This window comes from Curtobacterium sp. PhB137, from assembly GCF_003814955.1.
GTDB lineage: Bacteria > Actinomycetota > Actinomycetes > Actinomycetales > Microbacteriaceae > Curtobacterium.
This window is the reverse complement of record NZ_RKQO01000005.1, coordinates 247348-265729: the sequence shown is the minus strand read 5'-3', so window position 1 is coordinate 265729 and position 18382 is coordinate 247348. Positions and strand designations below refer to the sequence as shown.

General features: G+C 70.9%; 15 protein-coding genes. 2 read left to right on the top strand and 13 right to left on the bottom strand.

Annotated features, from left to right (window positions below):
• Positions 1–66: 66 nt before the first annotated feature.
• The 9 genes from infB to dxr all read right to left on the bottom strand — a co-directional run bounded on the left by infB (position 67) and on the right by dxr (position 12523).
• A complete protein-coding gene (gene infB / locus EDF28_RS07845) occupies positions 67–2919 on the bottom strand; it encodes a translation initiation factor IF-2 (RefSeq protein ID WP_123339727.1) in 2853 nt (950 codons plus the stop codon).
• 73 nt (positions 2920–2992) lie between these two features.
• Positions 2993–3304, bottom strand: coding sequence for a YlxR family protein (locus tag EDF28_RS07840; RefSeq protein WP_111083891.1), 312 nt, complete (start codon positions 3302–3304; stop codon positions 2993–2995).
• Between the two features lie 66 nt (positions 3305–3370).
• Positions 3371–4366 (bottom strand): transcription termination factor NusA, encoded by a 996-nt coding sequence (gene nusA / locus EDF28_RS07835; RefSeq protein ID WP_111083890.1) that lies wholly within the window; start codon positions 4364–4366, stop codon positions 3371–3373.
• Between the two features lie 174 nt (positions 4367–4540).
• Complete coding sequence (locus tag EDF28_RS07830) at positions 4541–6292, bottom strand: proline--tRNA ligase (protein ID WP_123937785.1); 1752 nt, start codon at positions 6290–6292, stop codon at positions 4541–4543.
• A gap of 356 nt (positions 6293–6648) precedes the next feature.
• Positions 6649–7782: a flavodoxin-dependent (E)-4-hydroxy-3-methylbut-2-enyl-diphosphate synthase gene (gene ispG / locus EDF28_RS07825; protein WP_123938104.1), complete on the bottom strand. Its 1134-nt coding sequence runs from the start codon at positions 7780–7782 to the stop codon at positions 6649–6651.
• 74 nt (positions 7783–7856) lie between these two features.
• Positions 7857–8429, bottom strand: coding sequence for a cysteine hydrolase family protein (locus EDF28_RS07820; protein WP_123937784.1), 573 nt, complete (start codon positions 8427–8429; stop codon positions 7857–7859).
• Positions 8426–9898 carry a cytosine permease gene (locus tag EDF28_RS07815; RefSeq protein WP_123937783.1) on the bottom strand — a complete coding sequence of 491 codons (1473 nt, stop codon included), beginning with the start codon at positions 9896–9898 and terminating at the stop codon, positions 8426–8428. The genes EDF28_RS07820 and EDF28_RS07815 overlap by 4 nt, the downstream gene beginning before the upstream one ends.
• Before the next feature lie 24 nt (positions 9899–9922).
• Positions 9923–11257: an RIP metalloprotease gene (locus tag EDF28_RS07810; protein ID WP_185094179.1), complete on the bottom strand. Its 1335-nt coding sequence runs from the start codon at positions 11255–11257 to the stop codon at positions 9923–9925.
• A gap of 174 nt (positions 11258–11431) precedes the next feature.
• Positions 11432–12523 carry a 1-deoxy-D-xylulose-5-phosphate reductoisomerase gene (gene dxr / locus EDF28_RS07805; RefSeq protein WP_123937781.1) on the bottom strand — a complete coding sequence of 364 codons (1092 nt, stop codon included), beginning with the start codon at positions 12521–12523 and terminating at the stop codon, positions 11432–11434.
• 98 nt (positions 12524–12621) lie between these two features.
• On the opposite strand from dxr, the gene EDF28_RS07800 reads away from it, so the two are divergent.
• Positions 12622–13101, top strand: a complete 480-nt coding sequence (locus tag EDF28_RS07800) for a hypothetical protein (RefSeq protein ID WP_123937780.1) — start codon at positions 12622–12624, stop codon at positions 13099–13101.
• 75 nt (positions 13102–13176) lie between these two features.
• On the opposite strand, the gene EDF28_RS07795 is transcribed toward EDF28_RS07800, so the two are convergent.
• Both EDF28_RS07795 and EDF28_RS07790 read right to left on the bottom strand, forming a co-directional pair.
• Positions 13177–14148, bottom strand: coding sequence for an FKBP-type peptidyl-prolyl cis-trans isomerase (locus EDF28_RS07795; RefSeq protein ID WP_123937779.1), 972 nt, complete (start codon positions 14146–14148; stop codon positions 13177–13179).
• 6 nt (positions 14149–14154) lie between these two features.
• Positions 14155–14664 carry an OsmC family protein gene (locus EDF28_RS07790; protein ID WP_123294293.1) on the bottom strand — a complete coding sequence of 170 codons (510 nt, stop codon included), beginning with the start codon at positions 14662–14664 and terminating at the stop codon, positions 14155–14157.
• 58 nt (positions 14665–14722) lie between these two features.
• Here EDF28_RS07790 and EDF28_RS07785 point away from each other — a divergent pair, with 58 nt between their 5' ends.
• On the top strand, positions 14723–15715 hold the full coding sequence (locus EDF28_RS07785; RefSeq protein ID WP_123294292.1) for an asparaginase: 993 nt from the start codon (positions 14723–14725) through the stop codon (positions 15713–15715).
• A 5-nt stretch (positions 15716–15720) separates the two neighbouring features.
• Here the strand turns inward: EDF28_RS07785 and EDF28_RS07780 are convergent, their stop codons facing one another.
• Both EDF28_RS07780 and EDF28_RS07775 read right to left on the bottom strand, forming a co-directional pair.
• Entirely contained in the window at positions 15721–16425 is a 705-nt protein-coding gene (locus tag EDF28_RS07780; protein WP_123937778.1) for a hypothetical protein, read from the bottom strand.
• Between the two features lie 70 nt (positions 16426–16495).
• Positions 16496–18382: an FHA domain-containing protein gene (locus tag EDF28_RS07775; protein ID WP_123937777.1), complete on the bottom strand. Its 1887-nt coding sequence runs from the start codon at positions 18380–18382 to the stop codon at positions 16496–16498.

Here is an 18382-nt window from a genome sequence, read left to right as displayed (position 1 = left end):
TGCGTGGAAAGGGGTCGGGCCCCGACCTCCCGCGAAGGGAGGCCGGGGCCCAGGGTAGTCACACGATCAGTCGCGCGGCTTCTCGACGAGCTCGGTGGTCTCGATCTCGTCACCGATCTGGAGATCGTTGAACTTGCCGAGACCGATACCGGCCTCGAAGTCCGTACGGACCTCGGTGACGTCGTCCTTGAAGCGACGGAGCGACTCGATCGCCAGTCCGTCGGCCAGGACCACACCGTCACGGATGACGCGCGCCTTGGCGTTGCGCGTGATCGTGCCGGAGCGGACGATGACACCCGCGATGTTGCCGAACTTCGAGGAGCTGAAGACCTCGCGGATCTCGGCGACACCGGACTGGACCTCTTCGTACTCGGGCTTGAGCATGCCCTTGAGGGACTGCTCGATGTCGTCGAGTGCGTTGTAGATGACCGAGTAGAAGCGCACGTCGATGCCTTCGCGCGCCGCACGCTCACGGGCCTTGACGTCCGGACGGACGTTGAAGCCGACCACGATGGCGTTGTCGATCGTGGCGAGGTCGATGTCCGACTCCGTGATCGCACCGACACCGCGGTGGAGGATGCGGAGCTGGACGCTGTCGTCGACCTCGATGTCCAGGAGCGACTGCTCAAGTGCCTCGACGGCACCGGAGACGTCGCCCTTGATGATGAGGTTGAGCGAGTCGACCTTGCCCTCTTCGAGTGCACGGGTGAAGTCCTCGAGCGAGATGCGCTTGCGGGCCTTGGCCAGCTGGGCGTTGCGCTCGGCGGCTTCACGCTTCTCGGCGATCTGACGTGCCGTGCGGTCCTCTTCGGTGACGAGGAACGTGTCACCGGCGCGGGGCACCGAGGACAGACCCTGCACCTGGACCGGGCGGCTCGGCGTGGCGGCCTTGACCGCGACACCGTTCTCGTCGGTCATCGCACGGACGCGGCCGTAGGCCGTGCCCGCCACGATGGCGTCGCCGACGTGCAGCGTTCCGGACTGGATGAGGACGGTCGCCACCGCACCACGGCCCTTGTCGAGCCGTGCTTCGATCGCGACGCCGCGGGCGTCCTTGTCGGGGTTCGCACGCAGGTCGAGCCCGGCGTCAGCGGTGAGCAGCACGGCGTCCAGGAGGTCCTGGATGCCGATGTTCTGCCGAGCCGAGACGTCGACGAACATGACGTCTCCGCCGTACTCCTCCGCCACCAGGTTGTACTCGGTGAGCTGCTGGCGGACCTTGGCCGGGTTCGCGCCTTCCTTGTCGATCTTGTTCACCGCGACCACGATCGGCACGTTGGCCGACTGCGCGTGGTTCAGGGCCTCGATCGTCTGGGGCATGATGCCGTCGTCCGCCGCGACCACGAGGATCGCGATGTCGGTGACCTGCGCACCACGAGCACGCATGGCCGTGAAGGCCTCGTGACCCGGGGTGTCGATGAACGTGATCGGACGCTCGATGCCCTCGTGCTCGGTGACGATCTGGTACGCACCGATGTGCTGGGTGATGCCACCGGCTTCACCCTCGACGACCTTCGAGTTCCGGATCGCGTCGAGCAGTCGCGTCTTACCGTGGTCGACGTGACCCATGACGGTCACGACGGGGGGACGGACCTGCAGGACGGAGTCGTCCTCGTCGGCGTACTCGGCATCGATGTCGATGTCGAAGCCCTCGAGGAGCTCCTTGTCCTCGTCCTCGGGCGAGACGATCTGGATCTTGTAGCCCAGCTCGTCACCGAGGACCTCGAAAGTCGCCTCGTCCAGCGACTCGGTCGCGGTCGCCATCTCACCGAGGTGGAACAGCACCGTGACCAGGTTGCCGGGCATGGCGTCGATCTTGTCCGCGAAGTCCGAGATGCTCGCACCACGACGGAGTCGGACGACCGTGTTGCCGTCGCCACGAGGGACCTGCACACCGCCGAGCGACGGGGCCTGACGCATCTCGTACTCGGCGCGCTTCGTCCGCTTCGACTTGCGGGCACGGCTCTTGCCGCCACCGCGACCGAACGCACCGGCGGTACCACCACCGGGGCCACGACCACGGCCACCGCCACCGGCGGGACGCGGGCCGCTGAAGGCCGGACGCGGGAAGCCGCCACCGGCACCGCCGCCGGCACCCGGACGGGCGCCACCGGGGCCGCCACGACCGCCACCCTGGCCCGGGCGCTGCCCGAAGCCGTTGGGACGGTTCGCCTGACCGGGTCCACCCGGACGCGGTGCACCCGGACGCGGGACGCCGGGACGCGGGGGCTGCGGACGCGGGATGCCCGCTCCACCGGCACCAGCGGCGGGGCGCTGGCCCATGCCCTGGTTCGAAGCGAAGGGGTTGTTGCCGGGGCGCGGCGGGCGCGAGCCCATGCCCTGGTTCGACGCGTAGGGGTTGTTGCCCGGACGTGCGCCGGGCTTCGGGCCACCGGGCTTCGGGCCGGCAGCGGCGGGCTTGGCACTCGAGCCAGGCTTCACCGCGTCGGTCTTCGGCTCGTCACCGGTCGAGTCGGCCGGCTGCGTGGCAGCCTGCTGCTCGGCGGCGGCCTTCTCGGCACGGGCCTTCTGTGCGGCCTCGGCCTCAGCCTGTCGCTGGGCGACGGACTTCGGTGCGGCCGGGGCCGGGACGTCCTCGGCAGCAGGTGCTGCCTGGACCTCGGGCTCCGGTGCGGGTGCCGGACGGACCGGGCCGGGGCGCGGGCCACCGGGCTTCGGCGCGCCGGACGCGGGCGTGCTGCTCTTGGCCGGCGTGCTCGGCGCGGGGGCCGAGGCTGCGGGCTTGGATGCCGGGACACCGTCCGCCTGCAGGGCGGCACGGAGCTTCCGGGCAACGGGGGGCTCGATGCTCGAGCTGGCACCCCGGACGAACTCGCCGAGCTCCTTGAGCTTCTCGAGTGCGGTCTTGCTGTCGACGCCGAGCTCGCTTGCGATCTCGTGTACGCGTGGTTTAGCCACTGTTCTCCTTCACGGGTCCCACCCCGTAAAGGGCAGGACTCAATGGATGACGGGTCTCATTTCGAGCCGCTCATCAGTTGTCCATAAGCCGTTCAGCCTGTTCTGTCATGTCCGGGCGCTCGGTCGACGCTCGTGAGAGGCCGACGATGTGGTCGAGCACCGCGGACGTGTCGGGATCGCGATCCAACCGGAGCGCACGGCGGAAAGCCCTGCGCTTGACGGCCAGATCGTAGGCATCGACGGTCGGTGTGAGCCATGCTCCCCGGCCCGGCATGACTGCCTTCGGATCCGCCACGACGCGGCCATCGCTCAGGGCGACGACTCGGAGGAGTGAGGATCGGGAAGCGCGACGACGACTGCCGATGCACGTTCTGACGGGAACCACTCTACTCCTTGCCTCGGACGTCCGCGATCCGGCGCGCCCTTCTGGGCACGCCGGCGGCGAAATCGCCTAGTCGTCGCCGTCCAGGATGGAGTCCGGCTGGATGTCGATCCGGGCCCCGGTGAGCTTGGCAGCCAGGCGGGCGTTCTGCCCTTCCTTGCCGATCGCGAGCGACAGCTGGTAGTCCGGCACGAGTGCGCGGACGGCCTTGGTCGACGCGTCGAGCACGAAGGCGCTGGTCACCTTGGCCGGCGACAGGGCGCTCGCGACGAACGCCGACAGGTCCGGGGACCAGTCCACGATGTCGACCTTCTCGGCACCCAGCTCGTTGGTGACCGCACGCACGCGCGCACCGAGCTCGCCGATGCAGGCACCCTTCGCGTTGACGCCGGGCTCGTTCGCCTTGACCGCGATCTTCGTGCGGTGGCCGGCTTCGCGCGCGAGCGACGTGATCTCCACGACGCCCGAGGCGATCTCCGGCACCTCGAGGGCGAAGAGCTTCCGGACCAGGCCCGGGTGGGTGCGCGACACCGTGATCTGCGGACCCTTGTTGCCGCGGGCGACGCTCGTCACGTACACGCGGATGCGCGAACCGTGCGCGTAGGACTCGCCCGGCACCTGCTCCTCGGGCGGCAGGATCGCCTCGACCGTGCCGAGGTCGACCATCACCATGCGCGGGTTCGGGCCCTGCTGGACCACCCCGGCGACGATGTCGCCTTCCTTGCCGCGGAACTCGCCGAGGATCTTGTCGTCACCGATGTCGCGCAGGCGCTGGTTGATGACCTGCTTCGCCGCGAAGGCCGCGATGCGACCGAAGTCGCTCGGCTGGTCGACGGCTTCACCGATGACGGTGCCCTCGTCGTCGAGCTCGGGGACGTAGACACTGACCTCGCCGGACTTGCGGTCGAGCTCGACACGCGACTGCGCGTGGGCCGGCTCGCCGTTCTCTTCGGCGTGCTTCTGGTAGGCGGTCAGGATGGCAGATTCGATGATCTGGACCAGTTCGTCGAACGGGATCTCCCGCTCGCGCTCCATGAGTCGCAGGACTGCGAGATCGATCTTCACCGAGGTGCCTCCGTATTCAGATGAGTCGCTCCTGCGGATGGAACCGTCGCAGAAGTCGGCCACAAGCGTACCGCACTGCGACTCGCGGACCCGAGCACGGATGCACGGGAGGCCCGTGGCGGCGTCGCCACGGGCCTCCCGTGCGTCGGGTGGTCGCGTCCAGGACGCGACCCGCTAGATCGCGCGGACCGCGTCGAGCAGCTCGGCGACCGGCACGTCGCGGCGTTCGCCGCTGGCACGGTTCCACAGCTCGACGACGCCGTCGGCGGCGCCGCGGCCGGCGACGACCACGATCGGCATGCCGAGCAGCTCGGCGTCGCGGAGCTTGACGCCGGGCGACACCTTCGGACGGTCGTCGTAGAGCACGTCGAACCGCTCGCCCTCGAGCTCGGCGACGATCGACGTCGCCAGCTCGTAGGCGACCTGGTCACGGCCGGTGGCGACGATGTGCACGTCGAACGGTGCGACGTTCTTCGGCCAGGCCAGGCCCTTGTCGTCGTTGTGCGCCTCGGCCAGGATCGCCAGGATACGCGTCACGCCGATGCCGTACGAGCCCATCGTGACGGTCGCGAGCTTGCCGTTCTCGTCCTGCACCTTGAGGCCCAGGGCCTCGGCGTACTTGCGGCCGAGCTGGAAGACGTGCCCGATCTCCATGCCGCGGGCGGTCTCGAGCGGACCCGAGCCGTCGGGCGACGGGTCCCCCGCGCGGACGTCCGAGACCTCGGCGACGCCGTCGGCCACGAAGTCACGGCCGGCGACCAGGCCGGAGACGTGCACGCCGCGCTCGTTGGCGCCGGTGACCCAGGCGGTGCCGTCGACCACGCGCGGGTCGACGAAGTACCGGATGCCCGTGGCGCTCTCTGCGCCGAGGACCTGCGGACCGATGTAGCCCTTGACCAGGCCCTTGTGCTTCTTGAAGTCGTCGTCGCCTGCGGCTTCGACCTCGGCCGGGGCGAACGCCACCTCGGCGCGCTTCAGGTCGACGTCGCGGTCACCGGGGAGCCCGACGACCACGACCTCGCGCGTGCCGTCCAGGTGCGTGAGGGCGAGGACGACGTTCTTCAGCGTGTCCGCGGCGGTCCACGGCGCGCCGTCGCGCGGGGCGACCTCGTTCGCGTGGGCGACGAGCGTGTCGATCGTCGGGGTGTCCGACGACGGCAGGAGCACCGCGTCGGGCTGCCCCTCGATCGGCAGGGACGCGGGCACGGGCGTGACGTAGGCCTCGACGTTCGCCGCGTAGCCGTTGGCGCTGCGGACGAAGGTGTCCTCGCCCACGGCGATCGGGTGCAGGAACTCCTCCGACTTGGAGCCGCCCATCGCGCCGGCGTCCGCCTTGACGATGACGTACTCGAGGCCGAGGCGGGCGAAGATCTTCTCGTACGCGTCGCGCATGACCTGGTAGCTGCGCTCGAGGCCCTCGTCGGTGAGGTCGAACGAGTACGCGTCCTTCATGGTGAACTCGCGACCGCGCAGCAGACCCGCGCGCGGGCGTGCCTCGTCGCGGTACTTGTCCTGGATCTGGAACAGCGTGACGGGGAGGTCCTTGTACGACGAGTACAGGTCCTTCACCAGCAGCGCGAACATCTCTTCGTGCGTGGGGGCGAGCAGGTAGTCGGAACCCTTGCGGTCCTGCAGGCGGAACATGCCGTCGCCGTACTCGGTCCAGCGGTTCGTCGCCTCGTACGGCTCGCGCGGCAGCAGCGCCGGCAGCAGCACTTCCTGCGCACCGGCAGCGACCATCTCGTCGCGGATGATCCCCTCGATCTTGGCGCGCACCCGGAGACCGAGCGGCAGCCAGGCGAAGATCCCCGGGGACTGGCGACGGACGTACCCGGCGCGGACGAGCAGCTTGTGGCTCGTCACCTCGGCGTCGGAGGGGTCGTCGCGGAGCGTACGGAGGAACAGATGCGAAAGCCGTGTGACCACGGGGCCAGCCTAGCGGCGTGCGCCGACGGCGCGGCACGGGAGGGGGCGCACCGTGCGAGGTTCGCCGCACGGTGCGAGGTCCGGGCGGGCGCGCACCGTGCGGTGTCACAAGCGCGCACCAGACTGCTTTCCCGTCACGGGTTCGCGAAGTCCGCACGGTGCGAACGGGACGCCCGGTGCCAGGCCGCCACGGGCCTCCCGTCCGGCACGCTCGCGACGCTCGTCGAGCGCGGACGCGCACCGTGCGAGGTTCGCCGACCGGTGCGGCCTCAGCCGCACCGTGCCGCCCGCTGACCCCGCACCGAGCCGTCAACCCGGCACACAGTGGCGGAATCCGCACCGTGCCGGAGCGCGCGCTACGGGGTGGTGATGACCTCGGGGGTGCCGAGCGCGGCCTCCGGCCCCATCTCGTCGGCGATGCGGTTCGCCTCGGCGATGAGGGTCTGCACGATCTCGTGCTCCGGCACCGTCTTGACGACCTTGCCCTTGACGAAGATCTGGCCCTTGCCGTTGCCCGACGCCACGCCGAGGTCGGCCTCGCGCGCCTCGCCGGGGCCGTTCACGACGCAGCCCATGACGGCGACGCGCAGGGGGACGGACATGCCCTCCAGGCCCTTGGTGACGTCGTTCGCCAGCTGGTAGACGTCGACCTGGGCCCGGCCGCAGCTCGGACACGAGACGATCTCGAGCTTGCGTTCGCGCAGGTTGAGCGACTGCAGGATCTGCAGGCCGACCTTGACCTCTTGCGCGGGCGGCGCGGACAGGGACACGCGGATGGTGTCACCGATGCCCTCGGCCAGCAGGATGCCGAACGCGGTGGCGCTCTTGATGGTGCCCTGGAACTCGGGGCCGGCCTCGGTCACACCGAGGTGCAGCGGCCAGTCACCGGCGGCGGCGAGCTGTCGGTAGGCCTTGACCATGACGATCGGGTCGTTGTGCTTGACCGAGATCTTGAAGTCGTGGAAGTCGTGCTCCTCGAACAGGCTGGCTTCCCACACGGCGGACTCGACGAGCGCCTCGGGTGTGGCCTTGCCGTACTTCTGCAGCAGGCTCGGTTCGAGTGACCCGGCGTTGACGCCGATGCGGAGCGACACGCCTGCGGCCTTCGCCGCGGCGGCGATCGCACCGACCTGGTCGTCGAACTTGCGGATGTTGCCCGGGTTCACGCGGACCGCGGCGCAGCCGGCGTCGATCGCCTGGAACACGTACTTCGGCTGGAAGTGGATGTCGGCGATGACCGGGATCTGCGACTTCTTCGCGATGATCGGCAGCGCGTCGGCGTCTTCCTGCGTCGGCACGGCGACCCGGACGATGTCGCAGCCCGAGGCCGTGAGCTCGGCGATCTGCTGCAGCGTCGCGTTGATGTTCGTCGTCGGGGTCGTGGTCATCGACTGGACGGACACCGGAGCGTCGCCGCCCACGAGCACCTTGCCGACCCGGATCTGGCGCGACTTGCGTCGGGGGGCGAGGGTTTCGGGCGACTTGGGCATACCGAGGTTCACAGCGGGCACGTGAGCACTCTACGCGCTCGCTCCGACCGTCCCGGCCCGGTCACACCGGACGCTCAGAGCCGGGTGGCGCTGTCCACCACGGTGATGAGCGGCGCGTACAGCCGCATCGCGTCGAGCGCCCGCTCGTGGTCCGCGTCGCTCGCCCCGGCGCAGGCGTCCGCGACGACCGTCACGGTCGCTCCGGCGTCCGCCGCCGCCAGGGCGGTCGACAGCACGCAGCAGTCGGTCGACACCCCCGTGAGCACCAGGTGCGGGTGGTCGCCGACGACTGCCTGGAGGCCCGTCCCCCACTTGCCGAACGTCGGCTCGGTCACGACGGGGTCGTTGCGGTCCCCTGCCGCACTCGCGAAGGGCTCGGTCAGCGCGTACAGCGGGGCGGCGTCCGGCACGAGGGCGAAGGGCCACTCGCGGTAGTACGGCACCCAGGCGCCCTGCGGGCGCTGGGGCGCGACGAACCGGGTGAACACCGTGCGTCCGGTGAACCGGGGCAGCAGACGCTCGATGCCGACTCCGGCGTGGTCGTACCGCGGCGCCGCCCACGGGGACTCCCCCGTGAAGACCTGCTGCATGTCGATGACGACGAGCCAGGCGTCGTCGGGGACGCCCGTGCTCCCCGACGTGCTCACCGCTGTGCTTCCTGGCGCCGGACGGAGCCCCGGGCGAACAGCAGGGTGCCGAGGAACCCGACGACGAGCGCGACCAGCACACCGAGGTTCGCGTAGGCCCAAGCGCCGTCGCGTCCGCCGAGGCCGAACGGCCCGAGCAGGTAGCCCTGCCACGACAGCCACGCCGGTGACGCCAGCGTGACGAGGCCCCACCCGAGCGCCGTGCCGACCGCGACCAGGGCGATCGCGCCCCACCGGACGTCGCCGTAGCGGCCGCGACGGTCGTCGAGCTCGCCTTCGGCGTAGGCCGTGCGCCGCAGCAGGACGTCGGCGACGAAGATGCCGGCCCAGGCGGCGATCGGGACGCCGAGGGTGATGAGGAACGCCTGGAACGGGATGACGAACGACTCGGCGAAGAAGGCGATGTAGATCGCCCCCGCCACCATGAACACACCGTCGACTCCGGCAGCGACCGGCCGCGGGATCTTCACGCCGACGCTCAGCAGCGCGAGGCCCGACGAGTAGATGTCGAGCACCGCGCCGCCGACGAGCCCGAGGATCGCGACGAGGGCGAACGGGATGAGGAACCACACCGGCAGGATCGTGGTGAGCGCGCCGATCGGGTCGGCACCGATCGCCGCGCTCAGGTCCGGCGAGGAACCGGCGAGCAGGACACCGAAGACCACGAGGATCGCCGGTGCGAGGGCACCGCCGAAGGTCGTCCACCCGACGACTCCCCCGGTCGACGCCGAGCGCGGCAGGTACCGCGAGTAGTCGGCAGCGGCGTTCACCCAGCCCAGCCCGAAGCCGGTCATCACGAGCACGAGCGCACCGATGAACTGCTGGGCACTGCCCGTCGGCATCGCGGCGATCGCGGCGAAGTCTATGGACGGCACCGCGAGCACGACGTAGACGACCGTGAGCACAGCGGTGATGACCGTGATCCAGGTCTGCAGGCGCATGATCACGTCGAAGCCCGCGACGCCGGCCCCGACCACGAGCGCGGCGACCACGACGAGGGCGACGACCTTCGTCAGCACCCCGCCGTCCCAGCCGAGCTCGGTGAACACCGTCGAGGTCGCGAGGACCGCCAGTGCGGCGAGGGCGGTCTCCCACCCGACGGTGAGGATCCAGCTGAGGAACGAGGGCACCCGGTTGCCGCGGACCCCGAAGGCCGCACGGCTCAGCACCATCGTCGGCGCCGACCCGCGTTTGCCGGCGATCGCGACGATGCCGCACAGCAGGAACGAGAACACCACCCCGATGACCGAGACGACGGTGGCCTGCCAGAACGAGATGCCGAACCCGACCACGAACGACCCGTAGGCGATGCCGAGGACGGAGATGTTCGCCGCGAACCACGGCCAGAAGAGTCCCCGCGGGGTGCCCTTGCGGTCGGACTCGGCGATGACGTCGAGGCCCTGCCGTTCAACGGTGCGGACCTCGGGCGCGGCAGTGGTGAGCCCGGAGTTCGTGGGCGCTGTGCTCATCCGCTGAGCGTAGCGCCGCAGCGACTACCCGAACAGGTTCACGGGCCGCACGATGTCGGCGTAGATCAGCAGCGCGCTCATCCCCGCCAGCAGCACCACGACGACCATCGTGAGCGGCATCGTCTTCGCCAGGTCGATGGGGCCCGGGTCCGCCTTGCCGACGAGCTTGAAGGACCGTCGCTTGATCGCCTCCCACAGGGCGCCGGCGATGTGCCCGCCGTCGAGCGGCAGCAGCGGCACCATGTTCAGCACGAACAGGCCGATGTTCAGCGAGGCCAGCAGCCCGAGGATCGTGTACGCCTTGTCGACCACCGGCACGCCGCTCATCGACGAGACCTCGCCGATCGCGCGGCCGACGCCGACGACCGACACGGGGCTGTCCTGCGACCGCTCCTGCGCGCCGAACGCCGCGTTCCAGACGGCGACCAGGCGCTGCGGCAGGTCGATGATGAGGTGCGCCGACGCGGCGATCTGCGCACCCGTCGCGGGCAGGACCTCGGCCGGCGACTGCCGCACGAGCGACTGCCCGATGCTGACGCCGACGACACCGACCCGCTGGGTCTTCGTCGTGCCGTCGTCGTTCGTGACGACCTTGCCCTCGGCGTCGTAGACGTCGCGGGTGGCGGTCGTCGGGGTGATCTCGAGCGTCTTCCGGGCACCGTCACGCTCGACGACGACCGTCACCTGCTCGCCGGCCGACTTCTGGAACACCTCGGAGACGCGCGCGATGGTCGGGTCCTGCTCACCGTTCACCGAGAGCACGACGTCGCCCGACGCGATGCCTGCCTGCTTCGCCGGCGACTCCGCATCGCCCGAGGTGCACTCGGTCGTCTGGCTGGTCGGCAGGACACAGTCGACGCTCGAGGTGAACGTCGTGGTCGGCGACCCGAAGCCGCACAGCAGCACGCCGAACAGCACGATCCCGATCACCAGGTTCATCGCGGGTCCAGCGACCATCACGATGATGCGCTTCCACGGGGTCAGCCGGTAGAACGCGCGGGAGTCGTCGCCGCCGGAGTCCGCGATCTGCTCCGCGCTGGCCTGGCGGGCGTCCTGCACGAACGCGCCGTACATGCCGGTGTTCGTGATCGCACTCGGGCGGCCGGAGGCACGCGGCTTGAGCATGCCGACCATCGAGATGTATCCGCCGAGCAGGATCGGGCGGATACCGTACTCGGTCTCACCCCGCTTGAACGACCACATGGCCTTGCCGAAGCCCAGCGAGTACTGCGTCACCTTGACGTTGAACAGCTTCGCGAAGGACAGGTGCCCCAGCTCGTGGAGTCCGATCGAGACCAGCAGGCCGATGATGAAGACGACCACGCCGAGGACGAAGAGCAGGACGGTTTCGACGGTCACCGGGAAAGGGTACGGGACGCTTGCCATGACGGAGCCGAGCGCCGTCTGAGAGGTGATCTGAGCCTCTCCCCACCGGCACGGCCGTCCCGCCGCTGGCGCGTCGCGCCGGAACCGGCGGTGTGGGCCCAGTCCGTCACGTGGTGACCATGCGACCGACGGGAGGCGCGGATCGCGTCAGCGGGTCAGCGCGCGGTCCGCGGCGGCGCGGGCCCAGTGCTCCGCAGCGAGCACGCCGTCGAGTGACGGCTCCCCCGCGGTGTGCTCCTCGACGACGCGCTCGACCGTGTCGACGATGTCGAGGAAGCCGATGGCGCCCGCGTGGAACGCGGCCACGGCCTGCTCGTTCGCCGCGTTGAACACGGCCGGGAAGGTCCCGCCGAGTTCACCGACATGCTTCGCGAGGGCGACGGCGCCGAACGCGTCGGCGTCGAGCGGCTCGAAGGTCCAGGTGCTCGCCGTCGTCCAGTCGAGCGGCACACCGACCCCGGGCACGCGGTCCGGCCACGCCAGGCCGAGCGCGATCGGCAGACGCATGTCCGGCGGCGAGGCCTGCGCGATGGTGGAGCCGTCGACGAACTCGACCATCGAGTGCACGATCGACTGCGCGTGCACCGTGACCTCGATGCGGTCGTACGGCACGCCGAAGAGCAGGTGGGCCTCGATGACCTCGAGCCCCTTGTTGACGAGCGTGGCGGAGTTCGTCGTGACGACGAGTCCCATGTCCCACGTGGGGTGCGCCAGCGCCTGCGCCGGGGTGACGTCGCGGAGCTGCTCGCGGGTGCGGCCGCGGAACGGACCGCCGCTCGCCGTGAGGACGAGCCGCTGCACCTCGGTGTCGGCACCGGAGCGGAGCGTCTGCGCGATCGCCGAGTGCTCACTGTCCACGGGGACGATCTGGCCCGGCGCTGCAGCCTGCTGCACCAGGGAACCGCCCACGATGAGGCTCTCCTTGTTGGCGAGCGCCAGGGTCGCACCGGTCTCGAGCACCGCCAGCGTCGGCCCGAGGCCGACCGACCCCGTGATGCCGTTCAGGACGACGTCGGCCTCGACGCTGCGGACGAGCCGTTCGGAGTCCTGCGCCCCGAACGCCGTGTCACGCACGCCGAACCGTGCGGCCTGCTCGGCGACCAGCGTGCGGTTGCTGCCGGCGGTCAGACCGACGACCTCGAACCGGTCGGGGTTGCGGGCGACGACGTCGAGCGCTTGCGTGCCGATCGAGCCGGTGCTGCCGAGGACGACGATGCGTCGTCTTTCAAGGGTGTCCACGGCGCCAACCCTATCTGCGGGCTCGACGCGTGCAGTATGTTGCACACCGCACTTCACGGCCACTATGGTGACGACGCAACCTCAGGAGGGGATGAACGATGTCGATGAAGAACACAGTTGCCGCTGCCGTGATCGTGGTGTTGGGGATCGGAGCGCTGCCGACGGCAGCGAACGCAACAACTCCCGCGCCGACCACACTCGCGGTACTGACCGATCTGCGGGGGACCCAGTCGCATGCGGAGATCGATGCCGTGATGCAGGGCGCAGCTCCCGTCGAGGCCCTGGCCGATCCAGACACCGGAGACATCCTCGCGGCAATGAGCGTTCGATCACGTGCGCTCACGCCGGTGGGACCCGGATGCACCAGCACCAGCGCATGCATGCTCCGTTCGTCGGGCGGGCCGTACGGCTTGACCGGTACCGGAACGAAGACCGGCACGTGGAGAGGGGTCACCGGCGTGAAGTCCGGAGATCGACGGACGAGTTTCTGGGCATCGAACGGGATGGCCTACGAGTATCGAGCAGGTGCCTCGGTGACGTGGACGAAAGCTGTCACGGTCACCAAGGTGAGCCGCTGACTGCTGTCGTAGGACGGAAGAGGCCGACCACTGTTGTCAGTGGTCGGCCTCTTCACGTCGTGTCGACTTCGGCGCTCAGCCCTTCGCGAGGATGTCGACGACGAAGACGAGCGTGGCGTTCTTCGGGATGCCCGAGCCTTCGCGAGGAGTCGCGCCGTAGGCGTCCTCCGGCGTGGCGACGATCAGCACCTGCGAGCCGACCTTCTGGCCGACGAGCCCCGTGACGAAACCCTTGATGAGTGCGTTCTCGGAGACCGTGAAGGTCGTCGGGGCGCCCTTCGACCACGAGGAGTCGAACTCCTTGCCGGTGCTGTAGACGACGCCCTTGTACTGCACGAGGGCGGTGTCACCGTCGGCGATGGACGCGCCGTCGCCCTGCTTGAGGACCTCGACGGTCGTCTTGGTCGGGGCCTTCACGCCGTCGGGGATCGTGATCTCCGGCTCGCCGGATGCCTTGTCCTTGACCGTCGGCAGGCCGGGGTCCTGGTCCTGCGGGGTGCCGCTCGCCTTGGTGGGGGTCTGCGCGACGACGTCCGCGACCACGACGATCTCGCCACCGGTGTTGAAGCCGAGCGCCGAGGACTGCCCCACCGCTGCCACACGGTCGCCCACCTTCGAGCAGGCGAGCAGGGCTCCGAAGCCCGATCCACCGACGGACAGGACCTGCGGGTTGCCCTCGTCGAAACCGACGGTGCCGAGCTTCTTGGCGTCCTTGGCCTCGTAGACCGTGTACGACACCTGGGCGTAGTCGCCCTCGTCCAACGACGCGCCCTTGCCCGAGATGAGCTTCGTGGCCTGCGGCGTCTTCGCCGACAGACCGGCCGCGAACTTGACCGTCGGGGCCTTCGCGCCGCCGAACGAGCCGGTCGCTCGGATCGAGTCAGAGGCCTTGCCGGGGTCCGGGCAGGACGTGATCGCCGAGGCGGTCGCACTGGCGGTCGGGGTCGGCGAGGCCGTGGACCCGTCCGAACCGGAGCCGGAGCATGCGGCGAGTCCCAGCACGACGGCGGGGACGAGGGCGATCGGGAGCAGGCGCAGACGCTTCACGGGAACCTAGTCTGCCCCACCTGCTGAAGAGTCCCCTGCCAATGTCGCAGCACGGACGACGGTCTGGGCCTCGTGGTGCACCGGGAACGACACCGACCGGGCGATGAAGCAGAGCTGGTTCGCCGTGGCGTGCGCGGCTTCGGCATCGGCCACCCGGTCTGCCTCGAGGATCGTCACGACCGGGTGCAGCGTCGCACCGGTGAGCTCGCCCGAGCCGTCGCGGTTCAGGTTCAGCGACGCAGTGGCCGTGTCGCGGTAGTCGACGACGGTGAAGCCCTGGGTCACCGCGACGTGCAGGTAGCTGAGCATGTGGCACTGGGCCAACGCGGCGACGACGAGTTCCTCCGGGTTCCAGCGGTCGCGGTCACCGCGGAACGTGGGGTCGGCCGAGCCGGCCACGTCGGGCTTGCCGACCGCCGAGACGACGTGGTCGCGCCCGTAGTCGCGGTAGCCGGACGTGCCGGTGCCGCGGTCTCCCGTCCAGCTGACGGAGACCTCGTAAGTGTGGTCCTGCACGGGTGCTGCCCCTTCGTCGGCGTCACTGGCGGTCGTCCGCCCTGGCTAGCATGGCGGCATGACGGTGAGCCACGAAGTCCGCACTGATCGCCATCCTCTCACCGCCGACGGGTCGGTCGAACTCGCGGTCCTCGACCGGTCGGGGTTCGACGAGAGCCGGCACATCGGCGCCGGGGTCGTGGTCGACTCCGCGGGTGCCGTGGTCGACTCGGTCGGCGACGTCGCAGCCAGCATCTACCCGCGCTCGACGATGAAGCCGTTCCAGGCCCTCGCCGTCCGCGGCGCCGGTGCCCGGTTCTCCGACGAGGAACTCGTCCTCACGACCGCGAGCCACGCCGGTACCGTCGCGCACCAGGCCCTCGCGCTGCACATGCTCGAGTCGTTCGACCACGTCGAGGCCGACCTCGGATGCCCGCCGGACATGCCCTTCGACCGAGCGACCGGCCGGACGATGGACGGCCCCCGGCGCCTGGCGATGAACTGCTCGGGCAAGCACGCCGGCATGCTCGCCGCCTGCCGCGTCAACGGGTGGGACGAGGCGACGTACCTGGACATCGAGCACCCGATGCAGCAGCGAGTCCGCTCGGTGGTCGAGGAGTACACGCACGAGACGGTCGACCTGGTCGGCACCGACGGCTGCGGCGCTCCCGTCTTCCCGCTCACGCTCACCGGACTGGCACGCGGGTTCGCCGGCGTCGTCGCCCGGGCCGACGACGACTCCGCGGCGCTGACCGACGCCGTCCTGGCGCACCCGTGGGCGATCGACGGGGTCGGGCGGGCCAACACCGTCACGATCGAGCGGCTGCAGGTCCTGGCGAAGCTCGGGGCCGAGGGCGTCATGGTGATGGGGCTGCCCGGTGGGGCCGCGGTCGCGGTGAAGGTGCTGGACGGGTCACAGCGCGCGGGCACCCTCGCAGCGCTCGCCCTGCTGCAGCGGAACGGGCTGGTGGGCGCCGACGGCGTGGCCGATGTCCTGGCGGCGACGGGTGAACAGGTGCTCGGCGGTGGTGTGCCGGTCGGCGCGGTCCGGGTCGGCGCCGGCCTGCGCTGAGGCCGTCATCCGACGAGCTCCGGCAGTACCGGAAGCACCGGGAGCACCGGGAGCACCGGTTTGAGCGTCACACCGCGTCGGTCGGGTGGGCGACGGACGGTGCAGCCGTAGCGGGTGACCTCGACCGCGGCGTCCCACAGCCGTGGCATCGCGCCGAGTCCCGGGACGAGCACGACCGTGCCGCTCGGACGTCCGGAGCGGTCGAGGCGAGCGAGCACCGCCGTGCCGTCGGGCAGCGTCGCGCCGTCGGGCAGTGTCGCGCCGTCGGGCAGCGCCGGACCGTCGCCAGCGGGTCTTCCGGGTCTGCCGGCTGCGCGGAGGTCGTCCCACGGATCGGCGGTGGCGCGGAGCTGTTCGGCGATCGCCCGGAACACCGCGGCGGCGAGTGCCCCGGTGCCGACGACCACGACGTGACCGGTCGTGTCGGTCTCCCACGGCACACCGTCCGAGCCGTGGCCGAGCAGGAGCCGTCCTGGTGCGCTCGGACAGTGGGACTCGAACGCCGCTGCGGAGTAGTCGCCGGACAGCGACTCCGGTTCGCGGGGCCCGCCTGCGCCGGACCGGTGCAGCAGGACGTCGAGCACCGCGCAGCACCCGGCGGCTGCGAACACCACCGCACGGGAGGCGCCATCGAGGGGCGCGAACACCCCGGCGAGGACGAGCACGACGGCGGTCCCGACCAGGACGCACCGAGCAGCGAACGGGGTCATGCCTCCATCGCAGCAGGACGGCGGCGTCTCCGGGGCGACGACGACCGATCTGTGGAGAAGTCCGGCAGCGCTACTGCACGAGGAAGAACTGCTCGCCGATGTCCACCCGAGCCCCGCGCTCCACGCGGTACCGACGGCCGGGCTCGCAGCGACGGATCGAACCGTCGATGTGGCGGACGACGGTGCCGTTGCCGGAGAACCGGTCGGACACCCACAGGTCGTCACCGTCGCGGCCGAGCTCGAGGTGGGTCTTCGACACCGACTTGCCCGGGTCGTGGACGGTCAGCAGGTCGTCGTAGCGCTCCCCCGGCTGCGGACGAGGCAGACGACCGAGCAGGCCGGTGCCGTGCACCCCGAACCGCTCGCCCGTGCTGAAGTGCAGCAGGAACGGCGCGCGCGTCGGGGTCTTCGAGACGATGCGGGTCTCGTCGACGTCCTCGTCGAGCTCGTCGGCGTCCGCACTGGCCTCGGGACGGTCCGACGGCGGGAGCGGGAGCTCGGGTGCCGTCGCCCCGGGGACCGGAGGCAGCGGCGCGGCGAGCGGGGCCTGCGCCGGCGGGGCCCAGGACCGTTCGGAGTCCTGCGGTTCTCCGTGCGGTGCCGCGTCCCCGGGCTCGGTCGGCTCGGTCACCGGCGCCGCGTGTGCGCCGCGGGGACGGCCACCCGGGCGCGAGGCTTCGCTGTCCGGCAGGGCCGACTCGTCGTCGGCGGCGGTCTCGTCGGCCACGTCCTCGACGGACCCGTCCTCGTCGGACCCGGTCTCGCCGGACCCGGTCTCGTCGCTCGAGGCTTGATCGTCCGCAGGCGCATCGACCGGGATCTCGTCGTCCGGCACGTCGGTCGACGACGACCCGCCGGCGCCGGCCGACTCCACGCCGGAGTGCTCGGTCGCCCAGTCCGGACGCGCCATCGGCAGCGGTACGACCGGTCCGGTGAACGCGGCGGTCACGGCGGGGCGGACTGCTCCGCACTCGCCGCAGAAGATGTCGTCGGGCTCGAGGCGGTTGCCGCAGACGTGGCAGATGGTCGTGGCGTGCATGCCCGGCGTCACGAGCGGCGCGGGCCGCGGCGGTCGGCGGTCGATCAGGGGCTCGACGACGGCGGTGTCCCCCGGCTGCGGCGGCGAGACGACGGGCACGGCTGCGGTCGGTTGTCCGAGCGCACCGTCCTGCACGGGCTCGCCGGAGCGGGTGGACGTCGTGTCGTCAGCACCGTCGGTGTCGGCGTGCACGGCTGCGTCGTCCGTCGCGTGCGGGGACGCCGCGGTGTCGTCTGGCGTGTCGTGGGACGTGTCACGGGGCGTGTCGTCAGCGACGGTCGGTGCACTCGGGACCGGCGGCACGACGGGAGCCGGATCAGCTCCGGCATCGGTTGTGGCGCCGCGACCGACCCACCAGGACGGGCCTGCCGGAGCCGCGGACGGGGCCGGAGCGACCGGCGGCGCCCACACGGGTGCCGGCGCCTCGTCAGCGGCCGGCGGGGTCACGGGACGGTCCTCGACGGGAGCCAACCGGGTCCGCTCGGGGTCGTCGGCGAGGGCGTCGGCGGGCTCGGAGCGGTAGGCGTCCGGGTCCAGTGGCGGTTCGTCCTGGGCGGGGACGGCGTCGGGCTGCGCGGCCGCGTTCGACCAGTCGCCGAGGCCGGAGCCCGCTCCGTGCACGTGCGACGGTGCCTCGCGCGGGGCGAGGTCGTCGGGGCGTTGCACGGGCACCGCGGTCGGGGGTTCGGTGCTGCGGCGGTCGGCACCGGTCAGCCAGGCGCGGGTGGCGGGGTCGAGGGTCGACTCGGGCAACCACGCGTCGGCCGCAGGGTCGGAGCGACGTCCGTGGGAGTCGGGCTGCTGCAGGGGCGGTGGCGGCGCCTGCTCGACGGGGGTCGGAGCGACCGGCCGGCGGCTCGCTCCGGCGGTCACCGCGCGTCCGCACTCACCGCAGAAGATCGCCCCCTCCGGGAGCAT

What these genes read in the sequence shown, in the direction of transcription:
- EDF28_RS07800 (WP_123937780.1), top strand. Translation starts at nt 12,622, where the DNA reads ATGTCGATGAAGAACACAGTTGCCGCTGCCGTGATCGTGGTGTTGGGG.
- EDF28_RS07785 (WP_123294292.1), top strand. Translation starts at nt 14,723, where the DNA reads ATGACGGTGAGCCACGAAGTCCGCACTGATCGCCATCCTCTCACCGCC.
- ispG (WP_123938104.1), bottom strand. Translation starts at nt 7,782, where the DNA reads ATGCCCAAGTCGCCCGAAACCCTCGCCCCCCGACGCAAGTCGCGCCAG.
- EDF28_RS07780 (WP_123937778.1), bottom strand. Translation starts at nt 16,425, where the DNA reads ATGACCCCGTTCGCTGCTCGGTGCGTCCTGGTCGGGACCGCCGTCGTG.
- EDF28_RS07775 (WP_123937777.1), bottom strand. Translation starts at nt 18,382, where the DNA reads ATGCTCCCGGAGGGGGCGATCTTCTGCGGTGAGTGCGGACGCGCGGTG.
- EDF28_RS07815 (WP_123937783.1), bottom strand. Translation starts at nt 9,898, where the DNA reads ATGAGCACAGCGCCCACGAACTCCGGGCTCACCACTGCCGCGCCCGAG.